The following is a 20,779-nucleotide window of genomic DNA, read 5'->3' as shown; positions in this document are numbered from 1 at the left end:
GGGCCACTTACGGCCCGTCCGGACGTGCCGGAAGGGCGGTAAGTGACCCCGCGATGCTTTGTTCAGGGGTGCTGCGGCTGATTAGTCCACCGGTTAGTCCACCGGGCTGTAGCGGGCGAGGTCCGCGGCGTTGGTCGCCGCGCTCATCAGCAGTGCCGCCGCCAGCATGTGAGCGCCGACGAGCAGCGCCGGGATGCCGTTGTAGTACTGCGTGAAGCCGATTGCGGCCTGCAGCACCGTGACGCCCAGGAGCATGAACACCGCGGAGCGGAACGGCCCCTGAATCCGCCCGCGGACCACAAGGACCAGCGCGAACAGCGCGCCGGCGGTCACCAGGTAGGCGGGCACGGCGTGGATGTGCGCGAACAGGTCCCAGTCGAGGTCGTTGCGCGGGGCGTTCGCGTCCCCGGCATGCGGACCGGCGCCGGTCACCACCACACCGAGGCAGACCGCGACGGCGGAGAGGACCGCGACGGCGGTCATCACCGGGCGGGCAACGCCCGGCAGGGCGGGAAGCTGCACGGTCCGGGCCTTGCCCGTGCGGCCGTACGCCCGGTTCACCAGAAGGGTCGCCAGGACCACGAGGGCCATGGACACGAGGAAGTGCAGGCCTACGACCCACGGGTTCAGCTGGGTCAGCACCGTGATGCCGCCGATGACGGCCTGGGCCGGGATGCTGGCGAGCAGGCCGAGGGCCAGCAGGAAGAGGTCGCGGCGCTCCTTGCGGAGGTTCCACAGATAGACCAGCATCATCACGGCGACAGCCGCCAGCGCAAACGTCAGGAGCCGGTTGCCGAATTCGATGATTCCGTGGATCCCCATTTCCGGGGTGGTCGCCAGGGACCCCTCCGTGCAGCGCGGCCACGTGGGGCAGCCAAGGCCCGAGGCCGTCAGGCGGACGGCACCGCCGGTCACCACCAGGACGATCTGGCCAATGAGGGACAGCACGGCCAGCCGCCTGATCGTCTTATCGACGCGGACTGGCAGCCGGGACGTGATTCCGGAGACAATCCGGGGAGTTCGTGACGCCGTGCTCACAGTTTTCTCAATTCCACTTAAACCAACGGGTTGCTGCGCCGCCGGCGATCGCCGTCCAGAGCAGCAGGACAAGAACGGCGGCACCATTGACGCTGCCGTACAGGAAAGCATCCCTCAGCGCCTGGCCCAGCGCGCCGGAGGGGAGGAAATGCACCACAGCCTGGGCCAGCGCCGGGAGCCGTTCGGCCGGAATCACGATTCCGCCCAGCGCGCCGAGCAGGATCCAGAGCAGGTTGGTGATGGCCAGGGTCGCCTCCGGCCGGACCGTCCCGGCGACCAGCAGCCCGAGTGCCGTGAAGGCGGCGGCGCCGAGGATCAGGATGGCCAGCCCGGGCAGCCAGCCCGCGGGATTGGGCTGCCAGCCCAGCAGCACGGCCACCGCGGTCACGATGAGCACCTGCAGGAACAGCACCGCCAGGACGGCCAGGACCTTCCCCGCAATCAGGCCGGTGCGGCCCAGGGGTGTCGTGGAAAGAAAGCGCAGGACGCCGTAGCGGCGGTCGAAGCCGGTGGAGATGCCCTGCCCGGTGAAGGCCGTGGACATGGCGCACAGGGCCAGGATGCCGGGGACGGCGACATTGATGCGGCTCGAACCGAGCCCGTCCAGCAGCGGCGTCACGGTCAGCCCGACCATGGCCAGCAGCGGCAGCACGATCGCGAGGATCAGCTGCTCGCCGTTCCTGAGCATGGTGACTGTTTCGTACTGCCCCTGCAGCAGGATGCGGCGCAGCAGGGAAGCGGGCGCGCTGCCATGCGCGGCGGGGGGCGCGCCGGCACGGCGTGCGCTCTCCAGCGGGGCACCACCTGTTACGCGGTTCATCGGATCTCCCTTCCGGAGATGTCCAGGAAGACGTCCTCGAGGCTGCGCGCTTCAAGGCTCAGGGAGCTGGGCATGATTCCGCGCTGGGCCCACCACGCGGTGATCGCGGCGAGGTCGGCGGGGGTCAGGGCTCCGGTCACGGCGTAACTGCCGGCCCGCGCCTCGGTGACGTCGACGCCGTCGGGCAGCACGCCGGCGAAGTCCAGGCCTGGTTCGGTTTCGAACAACAAGGTGCGTATGTGCTGCGACGCGTCGCCCACCGGGAGCTGGTGGCGCAGGAGCTGGGCGACGGTGCCCTCGGCGACGTTGCGGCCGGCGTCGATGATGTAGACGTAGTCCGCCAGCCGCTGGGCGTCGTCCATCAGGTGCGTCGTCAGGATGATGCCCATGCCGCTGTTCCGCAGTTCGGAGATGAGATCGAAGACCATTTGGCGGGACTGCGGGTCGAGGCCCGCGCTGGGCTCGTCGAGGAACAGGACCTCCGGATTGCCGACCAGCGCCGCGGCCAGGGCGAGGCGCTGTTTCTGCCCGCCGGACAGGCGCCGCACGTTGGTGCGGCTGAAGGAGTCGATGCCCAGGCGGCCGATGAGTTCATCCACCGGCCACGGGTCCTGGTACATGCCGGCGATGTGCCGCAGCAGGGGGATGGGCCGGGCCGACGGCGGCAGGCCGCCGTCCTGCAGCATCACGCCCACCCGGGCGCGGAGGCCCGCGCCGGCCGAATCCGGATCGTGGCCGAGTAGGCTGATGGCGCCGGCGGTGCGCTTTTGCAGCCCCTGGGCGCATTCGATGGTGGTGGTCTTGCCCGCGCCATTGGCGCCGAGCAGGGCCGTGACTTGGCCGCGTTCGGCGATGAGGGAAAGGCCGCTGACCACGCGCAGCATCTTGCCGTCGAGGGTGGGCAGTGGACCAACATCCTTGACAAGCCCGCTGATGGTCAGAACGGGGGATTCGGGAGATCGCACCACAGCATTCTACGCGATGTAGTACGTCGGCTCCCCGGAGGGGGCGTCCCGCAGGCAAGCCATGCCTTACTGGAATGCCGGACTAAATTACGACATGATTGTGTTGTGTATTCCATGAGCCCCCTTGTGTCCGGAGCCGCTGTGTCTGGAGCAGCTGTGTCCGGAGGCCCTGTGTCCGGAGCCGCTGCGTCCGCAGTCCCGTCCGGGCGCGGCGCCGCGCGCGTCCGGCCTGCCCGGGTACACGTGGCGGCCGTTCCGGACGCCGTTCCCGCGGCTGCCGGCACCCACACGCACGACGCCGAAGAGCGCACGCGTGACCGCGTCCTGAACGCGGTGCTGGAGCACGGACCCATCAGCGCGGCCGAACTCGGCGACCTCCTGGGCTTCACTCCGGCCGCCGTGCGCCGCCACCTGGACCACCTCGCGCGCACCGGAGTGATTGAGGTCAAGCGGGTTGCCCGCGCCGGTGCCGGCGCCGGACGGCCCGCCCGCCGCTACGTCCTGAGCTCCCAGGGCCAGTCGAACCTGGGCAACGACTACCTCGACATCGCCTCCGTGGCGCTGCGCCGGCTCGGCGAGGCGGCCGGCCCCGAGGCCGTGCGGCAGTTCGCCGTCGAGCGGTTCGCCGACATGGAGCGCCGCTACGCACCGGAGATCGAGCAGGCCGGACCGGACATCACGGCCCGCGCCCAGGCTCTCTCCGCGGCGCTGAGCCGCGACGGGTTCGTCGCCTCGGCGCAGTCGATCGAAGCCAAGGCCCCGCTCCCGGCGGCGCTCTCCAGCGTCCAGCTCTGCCAGGGGCACTGCCCCATCCAGCACCTGGCTGCCCAGTTCCCCGTGTTCTGCGACGTGGAGACCGAAGTGTTCTCCCGGCTGGTCGGCGTCGATGTGCGCCGGCTGTCCACCCTGGCGCGCGGCGGGCACGTCTGCACCACCCACATACCTACGGGCCGTCCGGCCGCCGTCGGGACTCCCAGTCCCGCTGCACCGGTCAACCCGGACGAAGTATCCAACCATCTCCAAGAAAGGCCGTGATGACGGACCAACTATCAGAGAAGAAGGTTGCTGACTCTACTGTGATTTCGGAGATTCTGGAAAAGAATCCCGAGCTCCACGGAATTGGCACCTATGAGTACGGCTGGGCCGACAAGAACGACGTCGGGGCCAACGCCCGCCGCGGCATCAATGAGGACGTTGTTCGCGATATTTCGGCCAAGAAGAACGAGCCGGAATGGATGCTCGACCTCCGGCTCAAGGGCCTGAAGTACTTCGACCGCAAGCCCATGCCCACCTGGGGCGCGGACCTGTCCGGCATCGACTTCGACAACATCAAGTACTTCGTGCGCTCCACCGAGAAGCAGGCCGCCACCTGGGAGGACCTGCCCGAGGACATCCGGAACACCTACGAGAAGCTGGGCATCCCGGAAGCCGAGCGCAGCCGCCTCGTCTCCGGCGTCGCCGCCCAGTACGAGTCTGAAGTGGTCTACCACCAGATCCGCGAGGACCTGGAAGCCCAGGGCGTCATCTTCCTGGACACCGACACCGCGCTGCGCGAACACCCGGAGATCTTCCAGGAGTACTTCGGCACCATCATCCCGGTGGGCGATAACAAGTTCGCGTCGCTGAACACGGCCGTCTGGTCCGGCGGTTCCTTCGTGTACGTGCCCAAGGGCGTCCACGTGGACATCCCGCTGCAGGCCTACTTCCGCATCAACACGGAAAACATGGGCCAGTTCGAGCGCACGCTGATCATTGCCGACGAGGACTCCTACGTCCACTACATCGAAGGCTGCACCGCGCCGATCTACACCTCGGACTCGCTGCACTCCGCCGTCGTGGAAATCATCGTGAAGAAGGGCGCCCGCGTCCGCTACACGACCATCCAGAACTGGTCCACCAACGTGTACAACCTGGTGACCAAGCGCGCCATCTGCGAAGAGGGCGCCACCATGGAGTGGATCGATGGCAACATCGGCTCCAAGGTCACCATGAAGTACCCGGCCGTCTACCTCGTGGGCGAAGGCGCCAAGGGCGAGACCCTGTCCATCGCGTTCGCCGGCGAAGGCCAGCACCAGGACACCGGCTCCAAGATGGTCCACATCGCGCCCAACACCAAGAGCTCGATCATCTCCAAGTCCGTGGCCCGCGGCGGCGGCCGTGCTGCCTACCGCGGCCTGGTCCAGGTCCGCGAAGGCGCCAAGCACTCGGCCAACACGGTCCGCTGCGACGCCCTCCTGGTGGACACCATCAGCCGGTCGGATACCTACCCGTACATCGACATCCGCGAGGACGACGTCACGATGGGCCACGAGGCCACGGTCTCGCGGGTCAGCGAGGAGCAGCTGTTCTACCTGATGTCCCGCGGCATGCGCGAAGACGAGGCCATGGCGATGATCGTCCGCGGCTTCATCGAGCCGATTGCCCGCGAACTGCCGATGGAATACGCCCTCGAGCTGAACCGACTGATTGAACTGCAGATGGAAGGATCGGTCGGTTAATGACTGACATCACTACTGAAAAGGCCCGCATCGGCGCGCCCTCAGCCCAGCCGTTCATCAACGGCTTCACCGAGGAAGGCGAAAGCCTCTCACCGCTGAACGCCGCGGAGTCCAAGGCGCCGCTGGCCGGCGAGGCCGTCAAGCGCCACTCGCACGGCGGCGGCGTCGGCGTACCGGACAGCTCACGCGCCGGCCGCCTGACCTCCTACAAGCTGGCGGACTTCAAACCGCTGACCGGCATGGAGGAGGACTGGCGCTTCACCCCGCTCAAGCGCCTCCGCGGCCTGCACACCGAGGTCCTCACCGGTGCGGCGCCGGCCGTGAGCGTCACCGCTCCGGACAGCGTCAGGGTCGAGACCGTCGGCCGTGACGACCGCCGGATCGGCTCCGCCGCCATCCCCGAGGACCGCGTCTCCGCGAACGCCTGGGAGAACTTCGCCGAGGCCACTGTCATCACGGTCCCGTCCGAGGTCGAGGTGGAGGGCGAGGTCAGCGTGCTGCTGACCGGCCAGGGCACCGAAGCTTCCGCGCAGCACGTCGTGATCGTCGCGGAAAAGTTCTCCAAGTCGGTCGTCGTCCTGGACCACCAGGGCACCGCCGTCGTCTCGGAAAACATCGAAATCCTCGTTGAGGAGGGCGCGCAGCTGACCGTCATCTCGCTCCAGGAATGGAACGACGACGCCGTCCACGCCTCCTCCCAGCAGGCGAAGCTCGGCCGCGACGCGAAGTTCAAGCACATCGTCGTCAGCCTCGGCGGCGACCTCGTGCGGGTCACGCCTTCGGCACGCTTCACCGCCCCGGGCGCCGAAGTGGAACTGTTCGGCCTGTACTTCGCCGACGCCGGCCAGCACCTCGAGCAGCGCCTGTTCGTTGACCACGCCGTGGCCAACTGCAAGTCCAACGTCCTGTACAAGGGCGCCCTGCAGGGCCGCAACGCGCACACCGTGTGGGTCGGTGACGTTCTGATCCGCAAGGAAGCAGAAGGCACCGACACCTACGAGGCCAACCGCAACCTGGTCCTGACCGACGGTGCCCGCGCCGATTCCGTGCCGAACCTTGAGATTGAGACCGGCCTGATCGCCGGCGCCGGCCACGCCAGCGCCACCGGACGATTCGATGATCAGCACCTGTTCTACCTAATGGCCCGTGGCATCCCGGAAGAGGTGGCCCGCCGCCTGGTGGTCCGCGGGTTCCTGAACGAGATCATCCAGAAGATCAACGTTCCGGCCATCGAAGAGCGCCTCACGGAAGCCGTCGAGCGCGAACTCGCGGCGACCAACCACTAGTGCGCAGCACCAGAGAACACGGACGACATCAATGACTGAACAGCCAAAGGGCGAGCTAGTCTGCAACGCCAGCGAGATCCAACTCAAGCAGGCGCTGCGGATCCTGATCGACGACTACCCGGTAGCGATCGTGAAGGACTCGATGGGGGAGATCCACGCCATCGGCGACACCTGCTCGCACGCGGACATTTCGCTCTCCGAAGGAGAAGTCGAAGGCTGCAAGATCGAGTGCTGGGGCCACGGCTCCCAGTTCGACCTGCGCAGCGGCGAGCCGCTCCAGCTGCCGGCCTATGATCCCGTTCCCGTGTTTGCCGTGACCGTCCTGGATGACGAGGTCTACGTGGACTTCACCAACGTCCTGAACGGCGCCGAGGCTCCCAACTTCAGCTAGCTGCCTGCAGCCGGCAACCCGCACAAGAAAACTTATCGCCAAGAAAACGCACAGTGCCGAGGGCACGGTGCAGAGGAGAACAAGACACATGTCGACTCTTGAGATCAAGGACCTGCACGTCAGCATTGACACCGAGCAGGGCACCAAGGAAATCCTGAAGGGCGTCAGCCTGACCATCAGGACCGGCGAGACGCACGCCATCATGGGCCCCAACGGCTCCGGCAAGTCCACGCTGGCGTCCACCATCGCCGGGCACCCGCGCTACAACGTCACCTCCGGCACGATCACCCTCGACGGTGAAGACGTCCTCGCCATGAGCGTCGACGAGCGCGCCCGCGCCGGCCTGTTCCTCGCCATGCAGTACCCCGTCGAGGTCCCGGGCGTGAGCATGACCAACTTCCTGCGCACCGCCAAGACCGCGATCGACGGCGAAGCCCCCAAGCTGCGCACGTGGACCAAGGACGTCAAGGCCGCCATGGCGCAGCTGCGCATCGACGCCGACTTCACCCAGCGCAACGTCAACGAAGGCTTCTCCGGCGGCGAGAAGAAGCGCGTCGAGATCCTCCAGCTCGAGCTCTTCAAGCCGAAGTTCGCCATCCTCGACGAGACCGACTCCGGCCTGGACGTCGACGCGCTCAAGGTTGTCTCCGAGGGCGTCAACCGCGCCCACGGCGAAGGCAACATGGGCACCCTGCTCATCACGCACTACACCCGGATCCTGCGCTACATCAAGCCGGACTTCGTGCACGTGTTCGTCGATGGCCAGGTTGTGGAAGAGGGCGGCCCGGAGCTCGCCGACCGCCTCGAAGACGAAGGCTACGACCGCTACGCCACCGGCGCAGGGGCGGCCACCATCGCTGCCGCCTCGGCTGCAGCCCAGGCGTAGTTAGGACTCCGCAATGACCGAACTCAATGTGGCCCGCACGGGCCTCGAGGATGTCGAAGAGGCGCTCAAGGATGTGATCGACCCGGAACTCGGGGTGAACATCGTTGATCTGGGCCTGCTGTACGGTCTGAAGTACTCGGACGACGACGGCGCCCTGCTGATCGACATGACCCTCACCACCGCCGCCTGCCCGCTCACCGACGTGATCGAGGAGCAGGTCGGCAAGGCCCTGGACGGGATCGTCGACGACTGGCGGCTCAACTGGGTGTGGATGCCGCCATGGGGTCCGGAACGGATCACCGAGGACGGCCGCGACCAGATGCGAGCCCTGGGCTTCAACATCTAGGTCCCCACCGCCTCCCTAATTACGCCGACGGCGGCCCCACCTCATTGAGGCGGGGCCGCCGTCGTCTTTTCGTTCCGGCGTTCCCGCCGCCGTTCCCATATCGTCCCGGCGGTGGTCTGATAAAGACAACGGGTCCACACGCTTCGGGCCGGGCACGCCGTCGAACAGGAGGCACACGGGAATGGATGCCACGCCACCGCCGCGGCCCTCCGATGCGGGCAAGGACTTCGTGGTTGTCGAGGACAGCGGCGAGTTCTCCTACTACCGGTCCCGGGAAGCCCTGCTGGCCGACTTCGAATATGTCGGCGAAGCTCCGTGCATCATGGACCGCAGCGCCACTACCTACCGGCTGGAGCTGGACGAGAACCGCCACCTGCGCATGGGACCGCCCCTGGGATCGGTGGAGTTCCACTGGCTGCGCCAGGCCCTCGCCGAGGCGCGTGACGTGCATCCCGAGTCCCTTCGGCTGCAACGGGTTGACCCCGTCGGGCTCGCCGGGCTCGTGGCCGGACTGTTCGAGACGCTGCAGCTGGAACGCGGAACCGATGCTGAGCTGGGGCTTTGGAGCCTGGACATCGACGGTCTGGCGACGCGGCGCAATGCGCTGGCCGACGTCGACCGCCTCCTGGCCGGAAACGACCGGCTGGAATCGGTACTGGTGACCGACCCCTTCGGGCACCAATACCGGCCCGTGTGGCACGCAAAGCACCGGCACCTGGGCCACGCCGGATTCCTCAGCTACGTCGAGGTCCCGGTCCGGCGCCGGCAGCGCGGGTGAGGCCTCGGGTTTAGGCCCGAGAGTTGGGCCGAAGGGTTGGGGCCAGGGGGCTGGGGCCAGGGGGTGGGGCTAAGGCGTTGCCACCGCGAACGTGTCGCACTTGTTGATGTCCCCGGTGGTGTACCCCTGGTAGAACCACTTCTGCCGCTGGGCACTTGAGCCATGGGTCCATGCCTCCGGTGAGACGCGGCCCGTGGCGGCCTTCTGGATGCGGTCATCACCGACGGCCGAGGCCGCCGACAGGGCGTCCTTCACGTCCTGGTCAGTGAAGGGGTCGAGATAGGGCTGGCCGGTCTTGGGATCCGCCTGCGTTGTTGCATAGTGGGCCCACAGCCCTGCGTAGCAGTCTGCCTGGAGTTCAACCCGGACACCCCCGGAGCCGGGGCCCTGCGGATCCTGTTGCGCCCGGTCGAGGTCGCCAAGCAGGTTCTGGACGTGGTGGCCGAATTCGTGGGCCACCACATATTCCTGCGCCAGGGGACCGCCTGAGGAGCCAAACCGGTCCACAAGCTCCTGGAAGAAGCCGGGATCGAAGTACGCCGTGGTGTCAACGGGGCAGTAGAACGGCCCCACGTCCGAGGTGGCGGCGCCGCAGCCGGTGTTGGTTCCGCCGGTGAAGATCACGGCCTTCGGCCGCGGGTACTTGGTGTTGTACTGCGACAAATAGGCCGGCCAGAAGGCGTTCAGGCTGTTCACCGTGCCGGTGATCCTGCAGTCGAGGCGGGCGTCGGCGTCGGCGCCGGTCTGGCAGGCGGGGGCAGAGCCCTGGCTCTGCGACTGGGGCTCCTGGACGGTGCCGGCCAGACCCTCGAGAAGCTGGGGATTGATGCCAAAGAGGGCTGCCAGCAGCAGGATGATGCCGCCGCCGATCCCGCCGCCGATCATCGGACCGCGGCCCATCCCGCGACGGTCCTGGACTTGTGACGGGTCCAGCGGGGCGTTGTCGTTAAAGCTCATGGAGTCACAATATCCCGCACACGCAGCCGCGGCGCCCGGCAACGCTAAAGTTGGTTCGATGCCTTTTCTCGACAGACTCCAGCGCTGGGCCGATGACCGTCCCGACGAGACAGCCGTCGTCGTGTCCGGAGAGCACCTCAGCTGGTCTGCCCTGCGGGACAACGCGGCGGCCCTGGTGCCCTCGGCGCCGGCCATCACTGTGCTGTCCGAACAAAATTCAACTCACTTCGCCATAGCGTTCGCCGCGGCCGTGGCTGGTGAGCGGCAGTGCGCCGTGTTGGACCCGGCCTGGCCCCAGCAACTCCAGGACGGCATCACCGCCCGCATCGCCGGGTCGGAAACGGGTCCGGCGCGTGCAGCTCCCGGGCCGGACCCGTTCCTGGTCGACGGGCCGCCGGAGACCTCGTTCCTGGTCGGCCTGACGTCCGGCACGACCTCGGTGCCCAAGGCGTTCACCCGCTCGCGGCGGTCCTGGCAGGAATCCTTCGAGGCCTCCATCGAATTCTTCGCACTGACGCAGGACGACAAGTCCCTGGCTCCCGGGCCGCTCGCGGCAAGCCTGAACCTCTACGCCCTCGCCGAATGCCTGTATGCCGGCGCCGAGTTCCACAGCCTGGACCACTTCGACGTCGGCGCCGCCCACGCGGCCGTCAGCCACGACGGCATTACCCGCCTGGTCCTGGTGCCCACCATGCTCCGGCTGCTCAGCGAGCGGGGCCTTACCGGCGGTGTCGATGCCTCCGGCATCCGCAGCATCATCTGCGCCGGTTCCAAGCTGGACGCCCGGACGCTGGAGGCGGCCCGGCGCTGGGCCCCCAACGCGACCATTTTCGAGTACTACGGCGCCTCCGAGCTCAGCTTCGTCTCGGGTGCAGGGTTGCGTCCGGGCGAGCCAGTCGAGCCGGGCGGGACCGGCATCGGGAAGCCCTTTCCCGGCGTCGAAATCCGCATCCTCGGCGACGACGGCGCCGAACTCCCGGACGGCAGCGACGGCAACATCTGCGTCCGCAGCGGCATGGTCAGCAACGGCTACCTGTGGGGTGACGACGGCCAGGCGCTACGCTGTTTCGACGGCTGGTACACCGTGGGGGACCAGGGCTACCTCTCCGACGGGACCCTGCACATGCTGGGCCGCCGCTCCGACATGATCATCACCGCCGGCACCAACGTCTACCCGCATGAGGTCGAGATGGCGCTGGCCTCCGTCCCGGGCGTCGCGGCGGCCGTGGCGGCCGGCATGCTTGACGATCTTCGCGGCCAGCGCGTCGTGGCCGGCGTCGTGCCCTCGCACGGGGCGGTCACCGCCACCCAGCTGCGGTCCGGGATCGACGATGTGCTGGCCCGGAACAAGCGCCCCCTGGAGTACTTCGTGCTGACGGAGCTGCCCCTGACGGACCGCGGCAAAATCAGCCGGCAGCTGCTGCTGGACTGGGTGGCCCGGAACGATCCCAGGATCCGGCGTCTTGGCTGAGCCGCGCGCGGGCAGCGGGCCGGCAGCACCCGGGCAGCCGACCCGCGGACCGTCTTTCCGCGGGCGGTCTGTTCCCGGGCTGTCGTTCCCCGGGCTACTGCCCGAGGACAGGCAGCCGGTGATCATCGCCGCGCGCCGGACGCCGCTGTGCCGGGCCAACGGGGCCCTGAAGAAGCTCCGCGCCCACGAACTCCTGGCTCCGGTGCTCCGCGGCCTGCTCGCCGATGCCGGCGCCGGCGCAACCGCAGAGGCCGTGACCGACGTCGTGATCGGCAACGCCGTGGGCGGCGGCGGGAACGTGGCCCGGCTCGCCGCGCTGGAGGCGGGCCTGCCGGTCACCGTCCCCGGCGTTACCGTGGACCGGCAATGCGGCTCGGGTCTGGACGCGATCGTCCTGGCCTCCCGGCTGGTCGCGGCGGGCGGCGGCGGCCTGTACCTCGCGGGCGGCGTCGAGAGCATCAGCACGGCTCCGCTCCGCGCCCACCGCAACGACGACGGCAGCCCGGACTTCTACAGCCGGGCCCAGTTCGCGCCGCTGAGCTTCGGCGACCCCGACATGGGGGTGGCGGCCGAAAACGTCGCCGCCCGCTTCGGCATCAGCCGGGAACGCCAGGACGCCTTCGCGCTCCGCAGCCACCAACGCGCCCTGGCCGCCGCGGCCGCCGGGACGTTCGCCGCCGAAATCGTGCCCCTCGCCGCCGGCTCCGGGGGGTCCGCGGCAGCCGACGACGGACCGCGGCCGAGTCTTGGCCCGGCCCTGATGGCCCGTTTCCCGCCTGTATTTGCCAGCGGCGGCACGGTCACGGCCGGTAACTCCTGTTTCGACGCCGACGGTGCCGCCGCCGTCCTCGTCACGTCCATGGAGCGGGCCCGGCAGCTGGGCGCCGCCGACGGGCTGCTGGTCCTGGGAACCGACACCGCCGGGGTGGCGCCGCAGATCCTCGGCATCGGCGCGGCCGCGGCGGCCGAACGGCTCCTCGCGGCACACGGACTGACGGCCGCGGACGTGGGCCTGGTGGAATTCAACGAGGCCTTCGCGGCCCAGACGCTCGCGTGCTTTGACCAGCTGGGAATCGACCCGGACCAGGCCAACCTCGACGGCGGCGCCCTGGCCCTCGGTCACGCCTATGGAGCCTCGGGCGCGGTACTGGTCACCCGGCTGCTGGCACAGGCCCGCAGGTCCCCGGCGCCGGGGCAGCTTTCCCTGGCGATGATCAGCATCGCAGGCGGCATGGGCACGGCCGCGCTGCTGGGGTACGCGCGCCTGACCTGACCCCGGGAGGGGGGACATGTGCGTGGCAGGTGCCGGCGGGGGACATGCCCAGTCCTGGGCACGAGGAGTGGACATATGGGCCACATGTTCACTGGCTGCGAGCAGGGGAGGGCATGCCCATTCTTCGCCTGGGCACCGGGGGGGACATGCCCATTCTTCGCGGCCAGGGGAGGGCATGTCCACCAACCACCTGCACAGCGGAACCGCGGCCCGGCCATCCGGGCCTAGTCTTCCGGGTCCTCCGGCTCACCCAGCCCACGGGCGGCGAGGGCCTCGCCGGTCTGCCGGGCGAAGGCCACCGTGCTGATGAAGACGGGCAACACAAGGGCCCGCGGGTTGCGTTCGAGTCCGCGCGCCCGGGCCGAGTCGCGCACGTCCGTGTAGGCCCCGGCAACGAACGGGATGCTGCGGAGCATGATGGCGATGGTCAGGGCGAAGCGTTCCGGGTCCGCACCGAAGCGCCGGAACGGCCGGGCAAGCGACGCCACGCCGTCGAGGAGTGCCTGCACAGGAGTGGTGGCGGTCAGGATAGACGCCGCGACGACGCAGACCAGGACGTTCAGGACGATCCGGGCGGCGGTCGGTGCGCCCAGCTGCCACCATTGAAAAAGCCCGATCGCCACGAGTACCGGAAGAACCGGACGCACCGCGCGGAACAGCCGGGCCGGGCCGGCCCCGCTGAGCAGGAACAGTCCGCAGAGCAGCACCAGCATGACGGCCGACACGGCCCAGTCCGCGATCAGGAACGACGTCATTCCGCACCCAACGACCAGCAGGAACTTCAGCCACAGCGGCGCACGGTGGACCAGGGACGAGCCCGGCACATACGCCGCCAGCAGGAAGCCGTGACCGCTCACGCCTGCTCCCGCCGGGCCTGGTCGGGCACGGCCCGCTCCAGCCGGCCGCCGGCTACGCCGCCGAGCCCACCGCCTGCTGGGACGCCGTCAGCCGCTGGCAGGCCCGCCGCGCACAGGGCGCGGTAACGGGCGACGGCGGTTGCCGGTTCGCCGTCGAACACCACCTTCCCGGCGTCCACCACCAGGACGCGGTCCATGTCCAGGGCCAGCTCAAGGTCGTGGGTGGACAGAATCACCTGCTGGCGGAGCCCGGCGAGGGTGCGCCGCAGGAGTTCGCGGTTCCGCAGATCCAGCAGTGTGGACGGCTCGTCCAGAACCAGCACCTCCGGATCAACGGCCAGGACCGCGGCCAGCGCCAGGAGCTGGCGTTCGCCGCCGGAGAGCTCATAGATGCTTTGGTCCGCCAGCGGCAGGAGGCCGAAGCGTTCCAGGACCGACTCCGCGTGGGCCCTGCGCTCGGTGGCGTTGCGGATGGAGCGGCGCAGGGACAGTTCCACATCCTCGCGTCCGGTGGGCATGACGAGCTGGGAGAGCGGATCGGTGAAGACAAAGCCCACGCGGCGGCGGACCTCCCGGACGGCCCGGACCGTATCGGCGCCGTCGACCCTCACGGTGCCGTCGCTCGGTGCCACGAGCCCGTTCAGGAGCCGCAGGAGAGTGGACTTGCCCGAGCCGTTGGCCCCGATAACCCCGATCCGCCGTTCCGTCAGGTCGAGCGAAAACTCCTGGAGCAGCGTCTTGGGTGCGGGGCGGCCGTCAACCGGCACCCGCACCGAAACCCGGTCCAGGACGATGATGCTCACGGGCGGGTGTCAACCGTCCGGACACGGCGCAGCAGCAGGTCCGGGAAGGCCTTGTGCAGGGCCAAGGCGATGCTGACGGCCAGGACGTTCTTGATGATGTCGCCGGGGTAGAACACGAGATCGGCCAGGAAGGCTTTGGAGAAGTCCAGCTTGGCGTTGACCATCATGCCCAGGATGCCCAGGCCGTGGATGAAGACGATGCTGCTCACCATGGCGGCGGCGAACAAGAGGATGGCACGCAGTCTGCCTTTGCGGTTGGCGGTGCGCTTGAGCACGACGACGGTCAGCCAGCCGACGGCCGTGGCGGCCAGCAGGAACCCGATGATGTAGCCGGCGGAGGGTCCGGCGAGGACGCCCAGCCCGCTGCGGCCGCCACTGAAGATCGGCAAGCCGGCGAAGCCCAGGAGCAGGTACAGGCCGACGGCGGCGAAGGCCCGGCCAGGGCCCAGGGCCAGGCCCGTGAGCATGACGGCTAGGGTCTGCAGCGTGATGGGCACGCCGAGGCCGCCTACGGGAATGGCGGCGATCAGTGCCGAAGCGGCCACCAGGGCGGCGAAGACGGCGATGAGGCCAAGGTCGGTGGCATTCCAGCGGACCCGGCGGCGCGGGGTCCTGGCTGCGGCGGGACGGTCGGTTTGCGTCATGATGTTCCTGTCGGGGTGCTGCTCAGGGAGCTGCTGCGGAAATATGGATTGTGATATCGACTGTACGGTCGCGGCGCGGACGGTTTTTTGTAGGCGCCCCACTAACGCGCGGCCCGGTTGCTGGAGGGCACCGCCAATGAACACGGCCAGCCGGCCAGGCCAGCATCGCGACGGCGGCTGCCTAGTGCCATACGTTCCAATGTCATGGAGCCGGGGTGGTGCCGGTAGACTTGCAGAGGCTGTGCTCTCGCATCGCCCTGCCCCGGCCCCGCCCAGACTCCACCCGTCGTGCCGCGGCATTCCCTGTTGTGAAAGGCCTTAGCTGCATTGATTACCGTCCAGGATCTCGAACTGCGCGCCGGCGCCCGCCTCCTCATGGACCAGGTGAGCTTCCGGATCGACAAGGGAGACAAGATCGGTCTGGTCGGCCGTAACGGTGCAGGCAAGACAACGCTGACCCGGGTGCTCGCGGGCGAGGGCCTGCCCGCCGCCGGTAAGGTAACCCGCACCGGCGAAATCGGCTACCTGCCGCAGGATCCGCGCACCCCGGACATGGAGCAGCTCGCGCGGGACCGGATCCTGTCCGTCCGCGGCCTGGACATTGCCGTGGGCAAGCTCCGCCTGGCGCACGAAGAGATGGCCAGCGAGGACGCTACGGTCCAGCGCAAGGCGATGAACCGCTATGACCGGCTTGAATCCGAATTCCTGGCCGCCGGCGGCTATGCCGCCGAAGCCGAGGCGGCAGCGATCTGTTCGAACCTCGCCCTGCCGGACCGGCTGCTGAACCAGCCGCTCAAGACCCTGTCCGGTGGACAACGGCGCCGCGTCGAGCTTGCGCGCATCCTGTACTCGGACGCCGAAACCATGCTCCTCGATGAGCCCACCAACCACCTCGACGCCGATTCCATCTCCTGGCTCCGTGAGTTCCTCAAGAACCACCAGGGCGGGCTGATTGTCATCAGCCACGACACCGAACTGCTTGAAGCGACCGTCAACAAGGTCTTCCTCCTCGACCCCAACCGCGCGCAGATCGACTTCTACAACATGGACTGGAAGCGCTACCTCAACCAGCGCGAAACGGACGAGCGCGCCCGCAAGCGTGAGCGGGCCAATGCGGAAAAGAAGGCCCAGGTCCTCATCGACCAGGCCAACAAAATGCGCGCCAAGGCCACCAAGGCCGTCGCCGCCCAGAACATGGCCAAGCGTGCCGAGCGCCTGCTCGGCGGCCTCGAAGCCGTCCGCGCGACCGACCGCGTGGCAGCACTGCGCTTCCCGGACCCGTCACCCTGCGGCAAGACCCCGCTCACCGCGGACGGCCTCAGCAAGTCCTACGGCTCGCTGGAGATCTTCACCGACGTCGACCTTGCCATTGACCGCGGGTCCAAGGTGGTCATCCTGGGCCTCAACGGCGCCGGCAAGACCACGCTGCTGCGGATGCTGGCCGGCGTCGACAAGCCGGACACCGGCGAAGTCGTTGCGGGCCACGGCCTGAAGGTGGGCTACTACGCGCAGGAGCACGAGACGCTCGACGTGGACCGCACTGTCCTGCAGAACATGCGCTCCTCCGCCCCGGACATGAACGACGCGGAAGTCCGCAACATCCTGGGCTCATTCCTGTTCTCCGGCGACGACGTCGACAAGCCCGCCGGTGTGCTCTCCGGCGGCGAGAAGACCCGGCTGGCGCTGGCCACCATCGTGGCCTCGAGCGCGAACGTGCTGCTCCTCGACGAACCCACCAACAACCTGGACCCCGCCAGCCGCGCCGAAATCCTCGGGGCCCTGAGCAACTACACCGGCGCCGTCGTCCTCGTGAGCCACGATGAGGGCGCCGTCGAGGCGCTCAACCCGGAGCGTGTCGTCCTGCTTCCCGACGGCATCGAGGACCACTGGAACGAAGACTACCTGGACCTCATCACGCTGGCGTAAGTCACCCAACCGACCCGAAGCGGGGGCCGTTCCCGGCACGGAAAACGGCCCCAGCAGCGAGGCAGCAGGGTCAGCGGACCGGCATCTCTTCCGCGGCCGTGATCCGGTGCAGGTCCGCGTAGCTGATCGAGAACATCGAGTTGTGATCCCCTGCGCCCGCCCAGAGCACACGGTGGGCCGACAACGACTCATCCAGCAGAGTCCGGATCTTCTCCGGGTGGCCTACCGGGGCGACGCCGCCGACCTCCTGGCCGGTGTGGGCCAGGACGAACTCGGGGGAGGCACGACGGATCTTGCCCGTGCCCAGCCGGTCCGCGACCTTGCGGACGTCCACCTTGGCCGCGCCGCTGGCCAGGATGAGCAGCGGGGTGCCCTCGAGCTCAAACACCAGGCTGTTGGTGATCGCCGCGACATCGCAGCCCAGCGCCGCGGCGGCCGCTGCCGCCGTCGGCACCTTCGCGTCGAACACCGTCACGGTGTCCTGGGCGCCCAGGGCGGTGAGGGCCCGCTTGACGTTGGCCACCGGGCCGGGAAAGGCGTCAGGGCTCATCGCTCAGAACCCCTGGGCGTCGAGGATGGCGTCTTCCTCTTCTTCCGCCGTCGCGTTCTTGCGCTTCCGCGGAGCAGGACGACGGCGGGCCACCGGGCCGCTGGAGTGCAGGAACACGCCCTCGGCGGCCTCGGCTTCGGCGTCCTCCGCGTCGATCGCGGCGTTGCGGGCCTGCTGCCTGGCCGCGTAGCCGAACCCGACGAACATCAGCACGCCGAACGCGAACCACTGCAGGGAGTAGGACAGGTGGGTGCCCTCATCAGTGGTCGGTTTAGGGAACGGGAACGGCATGTCCTGCACCGACGGCGACTCGGAGGCCAGCTGTCCGTAGGCGCCCGTCAGCAGCGGATAGCCCAGCTGCCCGGAATAGGCGGAAAGGTCGATCGAGGCCAGCTGTCCGTCAGGGGCGCCGCGCTGCAGCTCGGGCTCGGCCGGCTTGAGGCGGGCAACCACCGTCACCGGCCCCTGCGGCGGGGCAGGCACTGAGTCGGGCCGTCCCGGGGTGTTGTTGCCGATGGGCAGCCAGCCACGGTCGATCACCACGGTTTCGCCGGACTGGAGCTTGAAGGGGACCACCACCTCGTAGCCGGGCTGGCCGTTGAGCGGGCGGTTGCGGACAATGCGCTGGCCGGCGGCGTCGTAGCTGCCCTTCAGTTCCACCTGGGTCCACTCCCGCTCCGGATTCAGCCGGCTGAACTGGTCGCGGACATCGGCGAACGGCACGGGGGTGGCCGAGTAGTTGGAGACAACCCGGTTGATTTCGGCCAGGGTCTCGGCGCGGCGGTCCATCTGCCACCGGCCCAGCCCAACGCAGCCGGCAGCGAAAATCGCGGCCAGCAACAAGTACCCCAGCCATTTACTGGAGAAGAGAAAGCGGTACATTCAGCCGATCCTGCCTGACGGGTCGAGAGGGGCGGTCACTGGCGGGAGGGGGACGTTCTCTGCGCCGAGGACCACAGTCTCTTTCCACAGTCCGCGCGTCTGGAGGTAGTCCTCAAGCCACGCGCGGTGCTCCCCGCACGCCAGCCAGATCTTGCGCCGCTCCGGGGTGTGGATCTTGGGATTGTTCCACAGCAGCTGCCATTCCGCCGCCGCGCGGCAGGCTTTCCGCGAGCAGACGGTGCCCGGGGCCGCGGCCTTGTCACCACCGGTCCCGGCCAGGTCAAAGAGATTCATGAAGCTGCCCGTCCGTGGTCGTCGTCGTTCTCATCTTCGATCAGCTCACCCTGCAGCAGCGTCCCTGAACCATCTGCGCCGTCGCTCAGATCCTGCCCGTTTGGATCCTGCCCGGCGGGGCCCGCGGTGTCCGGTGCGTCCAGCTCTGCGAGCGGAGCATAGTCCAGGAGCGAGTCACTGTGGATTTCCGCCTTGTCGCTGCCGTTGGCGATCACCACCGCCACCCAGGGCAGGAAGACAGCGCCGGCAATCGGCAGGAGCTTGAACCAGCCATCCACGACAAAAATCAGGATCAGGCAGACCATGCGGATGCCCATGGCGATGGCATACTTCACCATCCGCTGGTGCATCTCGTCCGAGTGCGCAGCAGCGGCGTCGGTGATGCTGTGCACCTCGGTACCGCCGGACTCGGAGTCCGGCCTCCCGGGCACATGAGCACCGGGTCGGTTTTTGAGTGTCACGGCTGTCAGATCACGCTCCCAAGGCTTACTTCGATTCTCTCACCATCGGCGGAGCCGCCCAAACGGAAGCGCACCGGGCGCTAAGATCGGAGGCAGGAAAATTCCAGCCCCCAGCGCGGCCCTCCCTGCCGCAGAATCCCGGAGCCCCATATGACTGACACATCCACCACTGGCCGCAGCGTTCTGATCACCGGCGGAAACCGCGGGATCGGCCTGGCCATCGCCGAGTCCTTCCTGGCCAACGGCGACAAGGTGGCCGTGACCTTCCGCAGCGAATCGTCGCTGCCCGAGGGCATCCTCGGCGTCAAAGCGGACGTCACGGACGAAGCGTCGGTGGACGCCGCGTTCGCGGAAGTCGAAGCCGCCCACGGCCCGGTGGAAGTCCTTGTGGCCAATGCCGGCATCACCAAGGACACGCTCCTGATGCGGATGAGCGAAGACGACTTCACCTCGGTGATCGACACGAACCTCACGGGCGCCTTCCGGGTGATCAAGCGCGCATCCAAGGGCATGATCCGGGCGCGCAAGGGCCGCGTGGTGCTGATTTCCTCCGTCTCCGGCCTCTACGGCGCGCCGGGCCAGATCAACTACTCCGCCTCCAAGGCAGGCCTGGTGGGCATCGCCCGGTCGCTCACCCGCGAGCTCGGCGCACGCGGGATCACCGCGAATGTCGTCGCGCCCGGCTTCATCAACACCGACATGACGGCCGAGCTGCCCGAGGCCACGCAGAAGGACTACCTGACCAAGGTTCCCGCCGGCCGCTTCGCCGAGGCCTCCGAGGTCGCCAACGTCGTGCGCTGGATCGCCAGCGACGAGGCGTCCTACATTTCCGGTGCGGTCATTCCGGTCGACGGCGGCCTCGGAATGGGCCACTAGCCCCTGACACAGCAGGACGACGCAGGACTCCTGCTGAGCACAGCGGACGACGGCGGATTCCGCCGTCGTCCGCTGTGCTGTGTCCGCTTGTTCTGTGTCCGCTTGTTCTGAGTCCGCTGTCTATTGCAACCCGGACCGGGCCACTGGAGACGCACAGTTTTCCGGGCCGGGTTCCGGGCCGGGTTCCGCGCCGGGCCTTTTTGCCCTTGGCTCCGGGGCTCCTGGAGCGTGTAATGGGCTCACAGCCCCTGACCATGCCGCGGCAGGGGCGTGGACGCAGGAGGAAATCATGAGTGATCTCAGCAAATGGACGCCCTCGGACATGCTGGAACCGGTCCGCCGCTTCCTTGACGGTGATCTGTCCATAGCGCCAGGGATCAAGATCGAACAGTTCCAGGAGGGCACCACCCTGGTGGTGCGGGCGGAAGCGCCGGGGATCGACCCGGACCGGGACGTCGACGTCTCGGTCGGCGAGGGCGTGCTAAATATTGCGGTGGAGCGGCGGGAGTCGTCCGAGCACAAGAGCAAGGACGGTTACCGCTCGGAGTTCCGCTACGGCCGGGCCGCCCGGAGCATCGCGCTGCCCGCAGGGGTGAGGGAAGAAGACATCACCGCCACGTACAAGGACGGCGTCCTGGAAGTCCGCGCACCGGCGCCCAAGGTTGTGACCGGTGAAGCGACGACGAAGATCCGGATCGACCGCGGCTGACCCACCCCCGGCATGTTCAAGCCACGTGACGACGGAACTACGCCGCCGGGGCTTCTTTGTGGATGCTG

The 20,779-nt window shown here is 68.3% G+C and carries 23 protein-coding genes; 12 read left to right on the top strand and 11 right to left on the bottom strand.

The window, feature by feature from the left end; genetic code table 11:
- Positions 1-93: 93 nt before the first annotated feature.
- Genes AC1DNG_RS02995 through AC1DNG_RS02985 form a run of 3 tightly spaced genes read right to left on the bottom strand, consistent with a single transcriptional unit; the run spans position 94 to position 2,823 of the window.
- Positions 94-1,038 (bottom strand): COX15/CtaA family protein, encoded by a 945-nt coding sequence (locus tag AC1DNG_RS02995; RefSeq protein ID WP_476886570.1) that lies wholly within the window; start codon positions 1,036-1,038, stop codon positions 94-96.
- 7 nt (positions 1,039-1,045) lie between these two features.
- The gene (locus AC1DNG_RS02990; RefSeq protein ID WP_230008147.1) at positions 1,046-1,858 is read right to left on the bottom strand and encodes an ABC transporter permease; all 813 of its coding nucleotides are present in this window, start codon (positions 1,856-1,858) and stop codon (positions 1,046-1,048) included.
- Positions 1,855-2,823 (bottom strand): ABC transporter ATP-binding protein, encoded by a 969-nt coding sequence (locus AC1DNG_RS02985; protein WP_230008146.1) that lies wholly within the window; start codon positions 2,821-2,823, stop codon positions 1,855-1,857. The genes AC1DNG_RS02990 and AC1DNG_RS02985 overlap by 4 nt, the downstream gene beginning before the upstream one ends.
- A gap of 171 nt (positions 2,824-2,994) precedes the next feature.
- Here AC1DNG_RS02985 and AC1DNG_RS02980 point away from each other — a divergent pair, with 171 nt between their 5' ends.
- The 7 genes from AC1DNG_RS02980 to AC1DNG_RS02950 all read left to right on the top strand — a co-directional run bounded on the left by AC1DNG_RS02980 (position 2,995) and on the right by AC1DNG_RS02950 (position 9,008).
- The gene (locus AC1DNG_RS02980) at positions 2,995-3,858 is read left to right on the top strand and encodes a helix-turn-helix transcriptional regulator (protein WP_476858598.1); all 864 of its coding nucleotides are present in this window, start codon (positions 2,995-2,997) and stop codon (positions 3,856-3,858) included.
- Entirely contained in the window at positions 3,858-5,321 is a 1,464-nt protein-coding gene (sufB, locus tag AC1DNG_RS02975) for a Fe-S cluster assembly protein SufB (protein WP_223917411.1), read from the top strand. The genes AC1DNG_RS02980 and sufB overlap by 1 nt, the downstream gene beginning before the upstream one ends.
- A complete protein-coding gene (sufD, locus tag AC1DNG_RS02970) occupies positions 5,321-6,607 on the top strand; it encodes a Fe-S cluster assembly protein SufD (RefSeq protein ID WP_028275513.1) in 1,287 nt (428 codons plus the stop codon). The genes sufB and sufD overlap by 1 nt, the downstream gene beginning before the upstream one ends.
- A 31-nt stretch (positions 6,608-6,638) precedes the next feature.
- Positions 6,639-6,998, top strand: coding sequence for a non-heme iron oxygenase ferredoxin subunit (locus AC1DNG_RS02965; protein WP_223917407.1), 360 nt, complete (start codon positions 6,639-6,641; stop codon positions 6,996-6,998).
- An 88-nt stretch (positions 6,999-7,086) separates the two neighbouring features.
- Entirely contained in the window at positions 7,087-7,884 is a 798-nt protein-coding gene (gene sufC / locus AC1DNG_RS02960; RefSeq protein ID WP_026537381.1) for a Fe-S cluster assembly ATPase SufC, read from the top strand.
- A gap of 13 nt (positions 7,885-7,897) precedes the next feature.
- Positions 7,898-8,230: a metal-sulfur cluster assembly factor gene (locus tag AC1DNG_RS02955; RefSeq protein WP_018772973.1), complete on the top strand. Its 333-nt coding sequence runs from the start codon at positions 7,898-7,900 to the stop codon at positions 8,228-8,230.
- 181 nt (positions 8,231-8,411) lie between these two features.
- Complete coding sequence (locus AC1DNG_RS02950; RefSeq protein WP_476886569.1) at positions 8,412-9,008, top strand: hypothetical protein; 597 nt, start codon at positions 8,412-8,414, stop codon at positions 9,006-9,008.
- A gap of 69 nt (positions 9,009-9,077) precedes the next feature.
- Here AC1DNG_RS02950 and ypfJ read toward each other — a convergent pair whose 3' ends face one another.
- Positions 9,078-9,965, bottom strand: coding sequence for a KPN_02809 family neutral zinc metallopeptidase (gene ypfJ, locus AC1DNG_RS02945; protein WP_476849629.1), 888 nt, complete (start codon positions 9,963-9,965; stop codon positions 9,078-9,080).
- A gap of 58 nt (positions 9,966-10,023) precedes the next feature.
- Here ypfJ and AC1DNG_RS02940 point away from each other — a divergent pair, with 58 nt between their 5' ends.
- Positions 10,024-11,436, top strand: a complete 1,413-nt coding sequence (locus tag AC1DNG_RS02940; protein ID WP_476886568.1) for a class I adenylate-forming enzyme family protein — start codon at positions 10,024-10,026, stop codon at positions 11,434-11,436.
- 118 nt (positions 11,437-11,554) lie between these two features.
- Entirely contained in the window at positions 11,555-12,709 is a 1,155-nt protein-coding gene (locus tag AC1DNG_RS02935; protein ID WP_476886567.1) for a thiolase family protein, read from the top strand.
- A 224-nt stretch (positions 12,710-12,933) separates the two neighbouring features.
- On the opposite strand, the gene AC1DNG_RS02930 is transcribed toward AC1DNG_RS02935, so the two are convergent.
- The 3 genes from AC1DNG_RS02930 to AC1DNG_RS02920 are packed head-to-tail and all read right to left on the bottom strand — an operon-like array spanning position 12,934 to position 15,013.
- Positions 12,934-13,566, bottom strand: a complete 633-nt coding sequence (locus tag AC1DNG_RS02930; protein ID WP_476849632.1) for an energy-coupling factor transporter transmembrane component T family protein — start codon at positions 13,564-13,566, stop codon at positions 12,934-12,936.
- Entirely contained in the window at positions 13,563-14,369 is an 807-nt protein-coding gene (locus AC1DNG_RS02925; protein WP_476858593.1) for an energy-coupling factor ABC transporter ATP-binding protein, read from the bottom strand. Before AC1DNG_RS02925 ends, AC1DNG_RS02930 begins: the two co-directional genes overlap by 4 nt.
- Positions 14,366-15,013 (bottom strand): biotin transporter BioY, encoded by a 648-nt coding sequence (locus AC1DNG_RS02920; protein WP_476849634.1) that lies wholly within the window; start codon positions 15,011-15,013, stop codon positions 14,366-14,368. Before AC1DNG_RS02920 ends, AC1DNG_RS02925 begins: the two co-directional genes overlap by 4 nt.
- A 327-nt stretch (positions 15,014-15,340) precedes the next feature.
- Between AC1DNG_RS02920 and AC1DNG_RS02915 the strand changes: the two genes are divergently transcribed.
- The gene (locus AC1DNG_RS02915; RefSeq protein WP_476855914.1) at positions 15,341-16,939 is read left to right on the top strand and encodes an ABC-F family ATP-binding cassette domain-containing protein; all 1,599 of its coding nucleotides are present in this window, start codon (positions 15,341-15,343) and stop codon (positions 16,937-16,939) included.
- A gap of 70 nt (positions 16,940-17,009) precedes the next feature.
- On the opposite strand, the gene AC1DNG_RS02910 is transcribed toward AC1DNG_RS02915, so the two are convergent.
- The 4 genes from AC1DNG_RS02910 to AC1DNG_RS02895 are packed head-to-tail and all read right to left on the bottom strand — an operon-like array spanning position 17,010 to position 19,126.
- Positions 17,010-17,489 (bottom strand): YbaK/EbsC family protein, encoded by a 480-nt coding sequence (locus AC1DNG_RS02910; RefSeq protein ID WP_476855913.1) that lies wholly within the window; start codon positions 17,487-17,489, stop codon positions 17,010-17,012.
- A gap of 3 nt (positions 17,490-17,492) precedes the next feature.
- Complete coding sequence (locus AC1DNG_RS02905) at positions 17,493-18,371, bottom strand: SURF1 family cytochrome oxidase biogenesis protein (RefSeq protein ID WP_476849637.1); 879 nt, start codon at positions 18,369-18,371, stop codon at positions 17,493-17,495.
- On the bottom strand, positions 18,372-18,665 hold the full coding sequence (locus AC1DNG_RS02900; protein WP_476849638.1) for a hypothetical protein: 294 nt from the start codon (positions 18,663-18,665) through the stop codon (positions 18,372-18,374). It lies immediately after the preceding gene.
- Positions 18,662-19,126, bottom strand: a complete 465-nt coding sequence (locus AC1DNG_RS02895) for a DUF3099 domain-containing protein (RefSeq protein ID WP_028275536.1) — start codon at positions 19,124-19,126, stop codon at positions 18,662-18,664. Before AC1DNG_RS02895 ends, AC1DNG_RS02900 begins: the two co-directional genes overlap by 4 nt.
- 150 nt (positions 19,127-19,276) lie before the next feature.
- Here AC1DNG_RS02895 and AC1DNG_RS02890 point away from each other — a divergent pair, with 150 nt between their 5' ends.
- Both AC1DNG_RS02890 and AC1DNG_RS02885 read left to right on the top strand, forming a co-directional pair.
- Complete coding sequence (locus AC1DNG_RS02890; protein WP_230008961.1) at positions 19,277-20,002, top strand: beta-ketoacyl-ACP reductase; 726 nt, start codon at positions 19,277-19,279, stop codon at positions 20,000-20,002.
- 289 nt (positions 20,003-20,291) lie between these two features.
- The gene (locus tag AC1DNG_RS02885) at positions 20,292-20,711 is read left to right on the top strand and encodes an Hsp20/alpha crystallin family protein (RefSeq protein WP_028275538.1); all 420 of its coding nucleotides are present in this window, start codon (positions 20,292-20,294) and stop codon (positions 20,709-20,711) included.
- The last annotated feature ends 68 nt before the right edge of the window (positions 20,712-20,779 follow it).

The sequence above is a fragment of the Arthrobacter sp. 01T425 genome (genome assembly GCF_056398725.1).
This window is presented reverse-complemented; position numbering and strand designations above follow the sequence as displayed.

Bases quoted from the DNA above. Each gene is read 5' to 3' on its own strand.
- AC1DNG_RS02990 (WP_230008147.1), bottom strand. From the start codon at position 1,858: ATGAACCGCGTAACAGGTGGTGCCCCGCTGGAGAGCGCACGCCGTGCC.
- sufB (WP_223917411.1), top strand. From the start codon at position 3,858: ATGACGGACCAACTATCAGAGAAGAAGGTTGCTGACTCTACTGTGATT.
- sufD (WP_028275513.1), top strand. From the start codon at position 5,321: ATGACTGACATCACTACTGAAAAGGCCCGCATCGGCGCGCCCTCAGCC.
- AC1DNG_RS02965 (WP_223917407.1), top strand. From the start codon at position 6,639: ATGACTGAACAGCCAAAGGGCGAGCTAGTCTGCAACGCCAGCGAGATC.
- sufC (WP_026537381.1), top strand. From the start codon at position 7,087: ATGTCGACTCTTGAGATCAAGGACCTGCACGTCAGCATTGACACCGAG.
- AC1DNG_RS02955 (WP_018772973.1), top strand. From the start codon at position 7,898: ATGACCGAACTCAATGTGGCCCGCACGGGCCTCGAGGATGTCGAAGAG.
- AC1DNG_RS02950 (WP_476886569.1), top strand. From the start codon at position 8,412: ATGGATGCCACGCCACCGCCGCGGCCCTCCGATGCGGGCAAGGACTTC.
- ypfJ (WP_476849629.1), bottom strand. From the start codon at position 9,965: ATGAGCTTTAACGACAACGCCCCGCTGGACCCGTCACAAGTCCAGGAC.
- AC1DNG_RS02940 (WP_476886568.1), top strand. From the start codon at position 10,024: ATGCCTTTTCTCGACAGACTCCAGCGCTGGGCCGATGACCGTCCCGAC.
- AC1DNG_RS02920 (WP_476849634.1), bottom strand. From the start codon at position 15,013: ATGACGCAAACCGACCGTCCCGCCGCAGCCAGGACCCCGCGCCGCCGG.
- AC1DNG_RS02910 (WP_476855913.1), bottom strand. From the start codon at position 17,489: ATGAGCCCTGACGCCTTTCCCGGCCCGGTGGCCAACGTCAAGCGGGCC.
- AC1DNG_RS02905 (WP_476849637.1), bottom strand. From the start codon at position 18,371: ATGTACCGCTTTCTCTTCTCCAGTAAATGGCTGGGGTACTTGTTGCTG.
- AC1DNG_RS02900 (WP_476849638.1), bottom strand. From the start codon at position 18,665: ATGAATCTCTTTGACCTGGCCGGGACCGGTGGTGACAAGGCCGCGGCC.
- AC1DNG_RS02890 (WP_230008961.1), top strand. From the start codon at position 19,277: ATGACTGACACATCCACCACTGGCCGCAGCGTTCTGATCACCGGCGGA.
- AC1DNG_RS02885 (WP_028275538.1), top strand. From the start codon at position 20,292: ATGAGTGATCTCAGCAAATGGACGCCCTCGGACATGCTGGAACCGGTC.